The sequence below is a fragment of the Olsenella kribbiana genome (assembly GCF_036408795.1).
Classification (GTDB): Bacteria; Actinomycetota; Coriobacteriia; order Coriobacteriales; family Atopobiaceae; genus Olsenella_L; species Olsenella_L kribbiana.
The window spans coordinates 21,836-34,589 of record NZ_JAZGJP010000018.1; the positions used below are offsets into that span (position 1 = coordinate 21,836).

Annotated in this window: 8 protein-coding genes and 1 pseudogene; 7 read left to right on the top strand and 2 right to left on the bottom strand. The window is 60.8% G+C overall.

What is annotated here, in order from left to right; translation table 11 throughout:
* Positions 1–369 precede the first annotated feature (369 nt).
* The 6 genes from VXJ24_RS09910 to VXJ24_RS09935 all read left to right on the top strand — a co-directional run bounded on the left by VXJ24_RS09910 (position 370) and on the right by VXJ24_RS09935 (position 10,962).
* Positions 370–2,322, top strand: a complete 1,953-nt coding sequence (locus VXJ24_RS09910) for a glycoside hydrolase family 2 protein (RefSeq protein WP_330972760.1) — start codon at positions 370–372, stop codon at positions 2,320–2,322.
* A 130-nt stretch (positions 2,323–2,452) separates the two neighbouring features.
* Complete coding sequence (locus VXJ24_RS09915) at positions 2,453–5,770, top strand: glycoside hydrolase family 3 C-terminal domain-containing protein (RefSeq protein ID WP_330972761.1); 3,318 nt, start codon at positions 2,453–2,455, stop codon at positions 5,768–5,770.
* 2 nt (positions 5,771–5,772) lie between these two features.
* On the top strand, positions 5,773–6,216 hold the full coding sequence (locus tag VXJ24_RS09920) for a hypothetical protein (RefSeq protein WP_330972762.1): 444 nt from the start codon (positions 5,773–5,775) through the stop codon (positions 6,214–6,216).
* 88 nt (positions 6,217–6,304) lie between these two features.
* The gene (locus VXJ24_RS09925) at positions 6,305–7,915 is read left to right on the top strand and encodes an MFS transporter (protein ID WP_330972763.1); all 1,611 of its coding nucleotides are present in this window, start codon (positions 6,305–6,307) and stop codon (positions 7,913–7,915) included.
* Positions 7,916–8,086: 171 nt separating this feature from the next.
* The gene (gene map, locus VXJ24_RS09930) at positions 8,087–8,971 is read left to right on the top strand and encodes a type I methionyl aminopeptidase (protein ID WP_330972764.1); all 885 of its coding nucleotides are present in this window, start codon (positions 8,087–8,089) and stop codon (positions 8,969–8,971) included.
* 155 nt (positions 8,972–9,126) lie between these two features.
* Positions 9,127–10,962 (top strand): adenine deaminase, encoded by a 1,836-nt coding sequence (locus VXJ24_RS09935; RefSeq protein WP_330972765.1) that lies wholly within the window; start codon positions 9,127–9,129, stop codon positions 10,960–10,962.
* Here the strand turns inward: VXJ24_RS09935 and VXJ24_RS09940 are convergent.
* Both VXJ24_RS09940 and VXJ24_RS09945 read right to left on the bottom strand, forming a co-directional pair.
* A complete protein-coding gene (locus VXJ24_RS09940; protein WP_330972766.1) occupies positions 10,959–11,732 on the bottom strand; it encodes an NUDIX domain-containing protein in 774 nt (257 codons plus the stop codon). The genes VXJ24_RS09935 and VXJ24_RS09940 overlap by 4 nt on opposite strands.
* A gap of 8 nt (positions 11,733–11,740) precedes the next feature.
* Positions 11,741–12,529 carry a hypothetical protein gene (locus tag VXJ24_RS09945; RefSeq protein ID WP_330972767.1) on the bottom strand — a complete coding sequence of 263 codons (789 nt, stop codon included), beginning with the start codon at positions 12,527–12,529 and terminating at the stop codon, positions 11,741–11,743.
* 143 nt (positions 12,530–12,672) lie between these two features.
* Between VXJ24_RS09945 and VXJ24_RS09950 the strand changes: the two are divergent.
* Positions 12,673–12,754, top strand: a pseudogene (locus VXJ24_RS09950) (IS607 family transposase); the annotation flags it as partial.

Sequence of the window (12,754 nt, forward strand, 5' to 3'; positions counted from 1 at the left end):
GAGAGCGTACATCATGCCGCCAGCCCTTCTGTTACCGCCACCCCAGAACGTGTGGAAGGAGCTGCCGGCTCCGGATTTGCTCCGGAGTGGCATGTGTACTGATATACAAGACATCTTGTAATTCGTACAAATATACGAGTTTGATGGATGGCAATTGAGGAATCTGAACGAATGATTACCCCAATAGGACGAATTGAATAGCGCATTACCAGCAAAAAATGCATAATGCCAGCAGCACAGTGTGGAAGAACTCCGTTCACAACTGATATATAACCACTGGCCGATGGGCAGGAAAAAGAGAGATTCTGACGATTGCGGTATGACTGATATACTAGTATAGGAGTCAGGAAATGGGAGACAGGAGGGACAGTGCGCAATTGTCTTGATCTGGACAAGGGCTGGCAGTTCACAGGCCCTTCGGGGGAAACGGTTCAGGTCGATGTACCGCATACCTGGAACGCCGAGGATGGCCAGGATGGAGGAAACGACTACTGGCGTGGCACCTGCACCTACAGGCGCCGCTTCGAGGTCCCTGACGGCTTCGATGCTGCCACCATGGAGGCATGGCTCGAATTCCGCGGCGTCAATGCCTCTGCCGACGTGACGGTCAACGGACATCTGCTTGCCCACCATGATGGTGGATATTCGACCTTCAGGGTCGATGCCACGGACGTGCTGGCTCCGGCAGGGACTGCAGACGAGCTCGAGGTGGCAGTCGACAATTCCGTCAATGATCGCGTGTATCCGCAGAAGGCAGACTTCACGTTCTACGGAGGAATCTATCGCGACGTGAAGCTGATCGTGGTGCCGAAGACGCATTTCGAGCTTGGATATGCCGGCACGCCGGGCATCCATGTGGTGCCTGAGGTGCATGACGGGGACAGGGACGTGCCGGTCCAGGTGAGGACCTGGGTCTCGGGTCCGGACGCCGGAAGCTGCGAGACGAAGGTCCACATCTTCGATGCGGACGGAGCATGTGTGGCCTCGGGCGCCGGCACGGATGTGACGCTCGTGCTCGAAGGCGCGCACCGCTGGGATGGCACGCATGACCCCTATCTCTACCGTGCAGAGGCCGTGCTCATGGCGGCAGATGGCACGCAGCTCGACGAGGTGAGCACGCGCTTCGGCGTGAGGAGCTTCTCCTATGACCCGAAGAAGGGCTTCTTCCTGAATGGCAGGAGCTACCCTCTGCACGGCGTCTCCCGCCACCAGGACAGGAAGGGCATCGGCAATGCGCTCACGCCTGCCATGCACGAGGAGGACATCGAGCTGATCTGCGAGGTCGGCGCCAACACGGTGCGCCTTGCCCACTACCAGCATGACCAGCACTTCTATGACCTCTGCGACGAGCGGGGCCTGGTGGTGTGGGCAGAGATCCCCTACATCTCGGAGCATCTTGCCCACGGCAACGAGAACACCCGCTCGCAGATGGAAGAGCTCATCGTCCAGAACGCGAACCACCCGTCCATCGTGTGCTGGGGCCTTTCGAACGAGATCACGATCTCGACGCACGACAAGAAGGCGATGCTCGAGAACCACCATGCGCTCAACGATCTGTGCCACAAGCTCGATCCTGCGCGCTTCACGACGCTTGCCTGCTACGCGATGTGCGGCCCCTTCAACCGGACAGCCTTCGTGAGCGATGTGGTCAGCTGGAATCTGTATCTGGGATGGTATGTGCCAGGCCTGTTCCTGAACGACCTGTGGTTCGGCTTCTTCCATCTCGTGCATCCGAAGCGCACGATCGGCATGAGCGAGTACGGATGCGAGGCCATGCCGAACCTCCATTCAGAACATCCCAGGCGGGGCGACCACACGGAAGAGTACCAGTGCATCTACCATGAGTACATGCTGCGCTTCTTCGGCAGGCACCCGTATCTGTGGGCGACGCATGTATGGAACATGTTCGACTTTGCAGCTGACGCCCGCAACCAGGGCGGCGAGCCCGGCATGAACCACAAGGGGCTTGTCACCTTCGACCGGGCGACGAAGAAGGATGCGTTCTATCTCTACAAGTGCTGGTGGAACCCCGAGCCCATGGTCCACATCTGCTCGAAGAGGTTCCGCGACCGTGCGCAGGACAGGATCCGCGTCAAGGTCTACTCGAACCAGCCGGAAGTCACGCTCTGCGTGAACGGCGAGGCTGTGGCAACGAAGCGGGCAGACAAGGTCTTCACGTTCGACATCACGCTCCAGCCTGGCAAGAACGTGATCGTTGCCAAGGCTGGTGCGCTTTCCGACACGGCCGAGTTCTGGCGCGTCAGGAAGGAGAACGGCGCCTACAGCCTGAAGGGCAAGGGCGGCGGAGGCAACTGGACGTAAGAGCCTTCGGCATCACAAGAGATCAAATCCAATATGGCAACCGCGCCTGGCCCTAAAGGCCAGGCAGGGAAATAGGTGCCTGCCATGCGCAGGCAGAGAGATATCCATGCGAAATGGGGGAGTGAAGTACATGGGCAAGAAGTCACCAGAACACAGGCTGATGACCCGCCGCGGCTTCTTTTCGGTAGGAGCGCTGGGCCTTGCGGCGGCATCGGGCATCGGTAGCGCTGTCGAGCAGTATGCTGCGACGCTCGACCAGAATTTCGGTACGAAGAGCTCCGAGTTCATCTCGACGAGCACCGACGCAGAGCCGCTGTATCAGGCATTCAGGCCAAGCGAGGAGCTTCTCAACGCAGATGGTTCCGGAAACTCGCATGCACTGATCCAGAAGGCAATCGATATGGGAAGGCGCCAGGCAGTTTCTGGTACGGTCCTTCTGAAGAACGAGACCGCAGATGGCCGCGGCCTGCCCCTTGTGCCTGGCGAGCGCGTCACGCTTTTCGGCTCCCGTTCCCATACGCCCCTTCTCGGCTCTGGCATGGGCACCAAGGCGACCGGCCCCTGCATCACGCTCGAACAGGCACTGGGGTCTGATACATCGACCGACTTTGCCCACACCATTGCGACCGGTGTTGCAATGAAGCGCGTGAAGAATCCGGATGGCTCTTCTGCCATTGCCTTCAGCGATCCTGCTCCGACAATCCCGTCCTGGGCGGGAGACGAGTTCGAGATCGAGGGTGCAGGCCTCGAGCTGAACCCCACGATGATCTCCGCCTATGATGCGGTGAACCAGAGCAACAAGCTCGGCAACAACGAGCCTGCTTCCCCTTCGTTCGATCCTCATGAGGCATCGCAGGACCAGCTCGAAGCGGCAGCGCCGGGCTTCCGTGACAGCTTCGGCCAGTACTCCGATGCTGCCATCGTCGTCCTGGGACGCCCGAGCTCCGAGTCGATCGACTTCCTGCCGGGCGGCGTAGCCGAAGGGACCGGTGCCAAAGAGCCGCTTGCCCTGACCGACAACGAGCGTGCCGCGATCGAGATGGCCAAGCAGTGCTCCCAGAACGTTATCGTGCTGCTGAACTCCTCCAACACGATGGAGGTCAGAGAGCTTGCCGACGATGAGGGAATCTCTGCCATCCTCTCTGTCGGCTTCCCGGGCTGCTATGGTCTTCTGGGCGTCGCAGATATCCTGATTGGCCGCGAGAGCCCGTCGGGCTGCCTTTCCGACATCATGGCAACGCACAACATGAGCGCTCCTGCCATGCAGAACATGGGCAGCTACAGCTATGCGAATGCAAAGGATGTCCTGACCCGTCCGAGCGGTATGTCCGATACCTCTTCCCACTATGTGGTCGAGGCAGAAGGCATCTATACTGGCTACCGCTACTATGAGACGCGCTACGCCGACGCCGTGCTCGGACAGGGCAATGCCTCCTCTGCTGCTGGCGCCACGGTCCTCGAAGACCGTTGGGACTACGCCTCCGAGGTCACCTACGGCTTCGGCTATGGCCTTTCCTATACGACGTTCATGCAGACATTTGCAGGCGAGCCGAAGCTTTCGGTCACGAAGGGCAAGCAGGGCAGCACCGAGGTGCGCCTTACCGTCGCGGTCGATGTCGCAAACACCGGGTCTTCTGAGGGCCGCTCGGTCGTCCAGATCTATGGACAGGCACCGTATGTGGCAGGAGGCGTCGAGAAGCCTGCCATCCAGCTTCTGGGCTTCGCGAAGACCTCCGTCATCCAGCCGGGTGGCCATGAGACCGTGACGGTCGAGGTCGATCTCGAGCACCTTGCAAGCTATGACGGGACAAAGACGAATGCGGACGGCACGACGGGCTCCTTTGTCTTCGAGCCGGGCACCTACTGGTTCGCCTTTGGCAATGGCGCCCACGATGCCCTGAATGCAGTCCTTGCTGCCTCGGGCGTCGATGCCGGACGCCTCGCGGGAAGCGCAGATGCGTCCCATGCCTGGCGTCTCGATGTCACGGATGCCGTCCTTCCTGCCGATGCGTTCTCGGTCTCGAAGACGGGCGTGGCAGTGAGCAACCATCTCGACTATGCAGACTGGAACCACTTCCAGCCGGGCGAGGTCACCTATCTTTCCCGCGCAGACTGGGCAGGGACCTACCCGCACTCCTACTCCGACCTCACGCTCACGGACTCCCAGCTTATCGACTACCTGAACGGCAACTACTACGAGGTCAGGACCACAGACGACACTTCCGGCATCGTCTGGGACAAGAGCTCGGACGTGATGTTCTGGGATCTTGCGGGACTCGACTACGACGACGAGCTCTGGAATGATGCCCTCGACAAGATGTCTCTCAAGGAGGCGCTCTTCCTTGCGACGTTCGGCGGCCCTGCCATCCCAGGCGTGAAGTCTCTGGGGCTCTGCGAAGCGAACATGACCGAGAACATGGGCATCGGCTTCGCGGTATCGCTGACAGCCAATGTCGATGCCAACTCCCCCTGGGCAATCGATCCGAAAGATCCCAATGCCGCATGGCAGGGAAGCGTCCTGGGCGGAGCCACGCTGCTCGCTGCATCGTTCGATTCCGATCTCATGTATGCGGAGGGCCAGCTCGTCGGCGAGGAATCGCTCTTTGTCGGCCTGCCGATCCTCTGGGGCCCGGGCCTCAATACCCACCGCCATGCCTACAACGGCCGCAACGGCGAGTACTATTCCGAAGATCCGGTGCTGACCGGCACCTGCGGCATGGAATTCGCGGTCGGTGCCGAGGACTTCGGCCTCGTGGTCGCACCGAAGCACTTTGCCTTCAATGACCAGGAAACGAACCGCGCCGGTGTCGCTCCGTACATGACCGAGCAGAAGGCACGCGAAGGGGATCTGCGCGCCTTCCAGATTGCGTTCGAGGCTGCGAAGTATGCCGCAGACGATCCGTCGCGCCGCCTCAAGGGCGTGATGACATCGTTCAGCAAGATCGGTGCCGTCGAGTGCACCTGCTCCGAGGGTCTCATGACCGACATCCTCAGAAACGAATGGGGAGGGCACGGCTACTTCGTCACCGACATCTACGACGATACCGACCTCTATGCCGCTGTCCTCAATTCCGGCGTCAGCTGCTACGATACCCGTGGCATCTCCGGCTTCGACAGCGCCGGCACCACGATCGAGGGCAACCAGGTGTTCAGGACCCAGGCAAACGGGATCCAGGCAGGCATGGCAACGGTCGAGCATGATGCGAACCTGCAGCAGCATGTCAAGGAATCGGCACACAACGTGCTCTATGCCTTGGCACAGAGCAACCTCGTGAACCGCTACAACACGACGGCAAAGGTCGAGAAGCGCATGACCTGGTGGAGAGGATCGTATCTGGGGCTCGCTGCCGCATCCGGCGTCCTTGCCATCGGTGCGCTCGCATCCCAGGCCCGTCTCGCATCCAAGGGCGCAGCCGATGACGGCGATGGCGCCGGCAAGGAGGAATAGCAATGGCTGCTATGAACAAGAAGAAAGGCGCAGGCTTCTACATCGGAGCCGTCGCCCTCATCCTGGCTGTGGCAGGTGCCGCTGCAGCTGTCTTTTCGAGCACGATCAGCGCCGACTATGCGCTGGCCAATCTGCCACTCGTCCTTCTGGGCATCGTCTGCGCGATCGTGCTCGCAGCCGTGCCGAAGGCAGTCCAGCTCAAGGGCAAGGCACAGCTCTTCGTGCCCTTCATCGCCCAGGGCGTGAGCGTGTTTTTGCTGGCGCGCGTCGCCCTCGATGTGCTCGCAGCGCGAATCCTGCTGATCTCCGGCCTCTTCACCTGGAACTCCGGCAATGCAGTCGGCTGGAGCGTCTTCAGGGCCACCGTGGTAGCGGCTGCCCTTCTGCTTGCGGCTGCCGTGCTCCTCGTCGTGAGGGCCTTCGCTCCTGACGCAAAGCGCGCCTAGCATCTGGCTGCCGCCTGCATCCTTCCCGTGCAGGCGGCAGCGCCTGATGCGCAATCCGATCTGTCCGAACAAGAAAGCGAGATATCCTATGCCACAGGCAAGCAAGACTGACGGACGCACGGACGCCGCCAGCATGCGCACAGGGGCAGACGGGCTCAACCGCGCCAAGCTCTACCAGCTCGTGCTCTTCCCCTTCAACAATGGCGCGACGAACGTCTACTACGTCCTCCTCATGAACTATATCGCCTACTACGCAGAAGGCGTGCTCGGGCTGCTTCTGGCCTTCGCGACGACGATGGTCACGGTGACGCGTGCGCTCGATGCCTTCATCGACCCCGTCGTCGGCATGCTGATCGACCGCACCCAGACCCGCTTCGGCAAGTTCCGCCCCTTCATGGTGCTCGGAAACCTTGTCATGATCGTCTCGTCCCTCTGCCTGTTCTATGGCACAAGGCTCATTCCGGCAGACAACGTGGCTGTGCGCTATGTGGGCTACACGTTCTTCTACATCCTCCTCATGGTCGGCTACTCGATCCAGACCTCCTGCACGCGTGCGGGACAGACCTGCCTCACGAACGACCCGAAGCAGCGCCCGACCTTCACGCTCTTCAACACCATCGCCTCCCTTGTCGGCATGGGCGTCACGATGGCAGTGGCATCGCTCGTGGGCGGCGTCGTCGGCTTCAGGACCGAACAGTTCTTCAACATCGTGATCCCGCTCGTGATCTGCCTTTCTGCTGCCCTGACGGCGCTGGCCGTCATCGGCATCGCAGGCAAGGACAGGCCCGAGTTCTGGGGGCTCGGCGCCGGCGCAGATGCTCCCGAGCTCAAGGTCCGCGACTATGTACGGATCTTCCGCGAGAACCATGAGCTCAAGCGCCTGATCGTCGCTGCCTCCGGCACGAAGTTCGCCTTCGCGGTCGCCACGAACACCTCGGTCGGCATCCTGCTCTACAGCTGCATGATGGGCAACTACAACGGCCTCTATCTGCCGATGTATGTCCTGGGCTATGCGTTCTCGGCTCCGTTCTTCCTGGGCGGCCTGAAGCTCTCGCAGAAGCAGGGCCAGAAGAAGACGCTGGTCACGTTCACGTCGCTTGCGCTTGTGCTGTACCTCGGCGTCTGCGCGCTGCTCATGCTGTGGCAGCCAGGCAATCCTGCGCTGACTCTTTCCATCTTCTCGACAGAGGGCGGCTTCCACCTGACGCTCAATGCCTACACGATCATCTTCATCGTGCTCTATGGGCTGGGCTATGGCGCCTACTACTCGACGGCAGACATGGCCATCCCGATGATTGCCGATGTCTCCGACTACGAGATGTTCCGTTCGGGCAGCTATGCGCCGGGCGTGATCGGCACGCTCTTCTCGTTCGTGGACAAGCTCGTGAGCTCGCTTTCGACCACGGTGGTAGGCATCGCCCTCCTGGCGGTCGGCCTCAGCCATCTGCCCGATACCACCACGGCCTATGTGCCGGGCATGAAGGGCCTCACGATCGTGCTCTTCTGCATCATCCCGATGATTGCCTGGGTGCTCACCCTTGTCGCAATGAAGGGCTACACGCTGACCGGCAAGCGCATGGAGGAGATCCAGGCCGTGAATGGCGCCCGCAAGGCCGCCATCGAGGCAGGCATGCCGGTCGAAGAGGCGATGGAGCGCTGGAAGGATGCGCAAGACCTCGAAGATGGAGCTAAGGCCTAGATAGCCGCTTGCGATCGGTCTATATGGAGTCCGGCCCGAAAGGGCCGGACTTTCTCTTTTCCGGAGGCTTTGGAGTGGAGCCTCAGGGGAGGGGCCGTGCCGTGCCTTGCGCCGCTCCTATTTGGAGTATGGTGGAGCTGATGAAATGGTGTGGCCGAAGGAGGAAACCCGATGTTCGATCATGAGCCGGTGCCGGGCAGGAACGATCCCTGCTGGTGCGGAAGCGGGAAGAAATACAAGAAATGCCATGAAGCATCCGACATGAAGATGGAGCGGCTCTACGATGACGGCGAAGAGGTGCTGCCGCGCTCGCTTTTGAAGATGCCGAGAGACATCGAGGGCATCAAGGCCTCTGCTGCCGTGAACATGGGTGTGCTCGACTATGTGGGAGAGCATATCCGTGCCGGCATCTCGACGATGGACATCAACGAGTGGGTCGAGTCCTACCTTTCGGCACATGGCGCCGTGTCGGCCGACCTCAACTTCGAGGGCTACCCCTATAGCGTCTGCACCTCCATCAACGATGTCGTATGCCATGGCTTCCCGAACAAGGATGACGTGCTCCAGGATGGTGACATCATCAATGTGGACATGTCCACGATCAAGGGCGGCTACTTCTCCGATTCCTCCCGCATGTTCTGCATCGGCGAGGTCTCGCCTGAGCGCAGGCGCCTGGTCGATGTCTGCCATGAGTCGGTGAAGGCAGGCCTTGCTGCCGTGAAGCCCTGGGGGCATCTCGGCGATGTGGGTGCAGCCGTGCACAAGGTCTGCACCGACGCAGGGTTCACGGTCGTCGAGGAATACGGTGGCCACGGTATCGGCAAGGAGTTCCACGAGGATCCGTTCGTGAGCTTCGTCTCCGATCCAGGAACCGGCCCCATCCTCGTGCCGGGCATGTGCTTCACGATCGAGCCGATGGTAAACGCCGGCAAGCCGGGCATCCGCACGGACCGGAGCAACGGCTGGATCGTCCGCACGCGGGATGGCTCCGACTCCGCCCAGTGGGAAGTCCAGCTCGTCGTAACCGAGGATGGCTACGAGCTTCTGTCCTGGTAGGCAGAGACTCGAAGGACGCTTCGTCGGAAGGCATGCGGGGGCATTCCCTGCATGCCTTCTTCCGTATCGGGCGTGCCGTCTGCATGCTGGGGTCTTTGAAGCGCCGGAGCGCGCGGCTAGACTGGAGGAAATGCGTACAGGAAAGGGGTCCTGCCATGCTGAACCATTTCTCGAAGCATCCTCTCTGGGAGTGCCACGCCCCGCTCATCCGGGTAGCACAGGGCAAGGAGCCGGCCGATATCGTTCTGAGGCATGCCACGCTCGTGAGCGTGACGACCCATGAGTTTCTGGAGGATGCCGACATCGCGATCGCTCAAGGCCGCATCGCCTATATCGGGATAGAAGGGCATACGGCAGAGCACTGCATCGGCGAGAAGACCAAGGTCTTCGACCTTGCCGGTGCCTACGTGGCCCCTTCCTTCATGGATGGCCATATCCATGTGGAGTCCGCTATGGTCGGCCCCGCCGAGTATGCCCGTGCGGTCGTGCCCCATGGCACCTCTGCCATCATGTGGGACCCGCATGAGGCAATGAATGTCGCCGGCATGGGCGCGCTTTCTGCTCTCATGGAGGACGCAAAGCGCGTGCCCCTCAAATGCTATGTGACGCCCGGCTCCTGCGTGCCGGCAGTACCGGGCTTCGAGGATACGGGGGCCACGATCGATGCGTCAGACATCCATGAGGCGATGAAGCTCGACGAGGTGGCAGGCCTCGGCGAGATGATGAACGACCCTGGTGTGCTCTCCTGCGCAGAAGGCCCGCTCGAAGAGATCGAGGAGACGCTCAGGGCAGGAAAGACCGTCACAGGCCACTACACGATGGGGGATACCGACCAGGGCCTCGAGGCCTATATAGCTTCCGGCGTCTCATGCTGCCATGAGTCGGTCACGCGCGAAGATGCGCTGGCAAAGCTGCGCTTCGGGCAGTATGCACAGCTGCGTGAAGGCTCTGCCTGGCACAATCTCGAAGAGCTTGCACATGCCGTGACGGACAACGAGATTGACACGCGCTTCGTGAACCTCGTGACGGATGACACCCATCCCGAGACGCTTGTCTCGGAGGGACATCTCGACCGGATCCTTCGGAAGGCGGTCTCCTTCGGGATCGACCCCATCACCGCCATCCAGATGGTCACGATCAATGTGGCGCAGTGCTTCGGGCTTGCAGGAGACCTGGGCTCTGTGACGCCAGGCAAGTGTGCAGATATCGTCGTGCTCGACGACCTCAAGGACTTCCATGCCCGCCTTGTCTTCATCGACGGCGACCTTGTGGCAGAAGATGGACGCGCGCTCTTTGCGCCCGAGCCCTTCGCCTGGCCAGAAGAGTTCCTCCATACGATGCATGTCACGGACGAGATCTCGGCCGAGACGTTCCGTATTCCTGCCGTGAAGAAGGATGGCACGGCGATTGCAGACGGAGCTGCCCTTGTCCGCGTCATCGCCTCCTCAGCAGGCTCGACCCTGACGAAGGAGGAGCACCTCACGGTGCCCGTGCGGGACGGTGCGCTTCTGGCAGACCCAGCACAGGATATCCTCAAGGCCTTCGTCTTCGACCGCCACCACGCAGGCGGACGTCATGCCTGCGCCTTCGCGAAAGGCTTCGGCATCCACGGCGCGCTTGCCCAGACCGTGGCCCATGATGCGCACAACCTGCTTGTCGTCGGAGACTCGGACGAGGATATGGCCATCGCAGCACGCACGCTCATCGCTTCGGGCGGTGGCGAGGTAGCCGTCCAGGATGGGAAGATATTGGGAAAGGTCGACCTTCCCCTTTTCGGCATCATGTCCACGTCTCCTGTCGAGGACGTCGCGCATGATGTCGCGGGCATCGAGCGCGCCTGGAAGAAGATGGGATGCACGATGCCGAGCCCATTCATGACAATGGGGCTGCTGTCGCTTGCCTGCATACCGGAGCTGAGGCTTACTGACCGTGGCCTTGTCGACTGCTGCCGCTACTGCTTCGTGCCGCTCCTCGTCGAGGACGAAGGCTAGGCTTCTCTCTTCTGGAAGAGATTGAGCTGGAAGCGGGCTGCCTCGCTCATGGGCAGCCCGCAGAAGCTGTCCAGCTCCTCTTTCGGCACCATGAGGAAGCGTCTTGTCTCGAAGTTCTGGGAGATGCCTTCGAATGAGGGAAGCACTGCCTCAATGAGGGCTATGGGCTGGAGCTTGCGCTCGCCGATGAAGATGCCAAGCAGATGGAAGGCATCCTCAGGAATCGCGGCTCCGAGCTCCTCTGCGCATTCGCGGGCAGCGCAGGAACGGATGGGGTCTTCTGCTTCCAAGTCACGCTCGTCGAGCGCTCCTGTCACGGAGACGGAGAACGTTCTCGGCGCGATTGCGACAGCGCCTGACCGTTCTGCAAGAAGACACCTTCCCTTCCCGTCATGCACAAGCACGCTCACAGCGAGGTCATTCGCCAGAAAGGGACAGGAAAGGATCTGGAGCGAATCTTCTACAAGGCTCAGAGCTGCGGCCTTCTGCTTCAGGCGTGCAGCAAGTGCCTGCATCGCGGGCGTCCAGCCTGAGACATCGCGGCTCACGAGCAGGTTCGTGGACAGAAGGTCGAAGTAGCGCGAAGGTGCCAGGCCGAGCGTGAGCGTATCGGCTTCTTTTAAGAGACGTTCGAGGCGTACGGTCTTCCCGTTCCAGGCCCCTTGGGCAATCTCGCCTGCAAGGATCGTCTCTTCTTCCGGCGTGAAGACGGAGGAGAAGGTCGAAGACAGAAGCTCGTAGCGCATGTGTTCCGGCGCGGCTATGAACATGGACGCTCCTAGACCTCGACCACAAGAACAGAGGCATCATCGCGGTGTTCAGAGGCATCTTTTTGGCTGCATGATGCCGCGAGGTGCGCTGCCGCTTTCGGGATGGCGGCAAAGATATCGGTGCTGTCCTTCGCTTCCTGCTCGAGCGTTGCCACAAAGCCGTCGCTTGCAAGCGCGATCCTCGTGCCGGCAGGGGCATTGATGCGCGCTCTCGCGACATGGGCGAGGCCTTGTCCGTCGAGCGTCCCTGCCCAGTAGCCATCCTCCCGGTTCATGAGCTTCCGGGTGTCCTGGAAGATCTTCTGCCGCGCTTCCGGCGTGTCATGCTCGAGCGCTGCGATTGCGCGCCTGTTGCGCTCGACGATTGAGGTGAAGCGTGTGTCGGTGAAATGTGTGCCGGTGTCCATGAAGAGATGGCAGTCGCAGAGGGCTGCTGCTTCGATTGTGCCGTCATATCTGTCCTGTACGAGCATGAAGGCAAAGGAGGGGAGTGTATAGGCGGGGACTTCCTCAATAGTGGGGTCAAGCTCTGTGGCCAGCTCGCTGCAGAAGGAGAGGGCCTCTTTCATAAGGGAGGCAGGATCGTCTTCCGGAAGGGCCGGGAATCCATCTGCATGGGTTGCGAGCTCGAAGGAGACAAGACGCGCAAGGAACTGGCTGTCGCTTGACGCGAAATGGCGGTCGGGGAAGACATCGGTCGCACCGTCGATCATCCAGGCATAGCTGCCTGCCCTGCCGAAGACATCTTCGTTGGCTGCTTTCGTGCCGCGGAGCGTGAAGGAGAAGATGGTATCCATAACCTGCCCTCCGGAAAGTGCATTGCCTGATGGTTCAAGTCTAAGGGGTCCGCGTTTTGCGGCGCTGTTACGTTTGCCGAGGGTAACAATCTGCTAGTCGGAAAGCTTGCGATAGATTGTTTGAATCTGCTATTCTTTGCTCTATGAGAGCCAGGGAATGGGCCGAGCGAGAGGGCCTCAACGAACAAACCGTGTGGAAGTGGTGCCGCGAGGGCAAGATGCCGG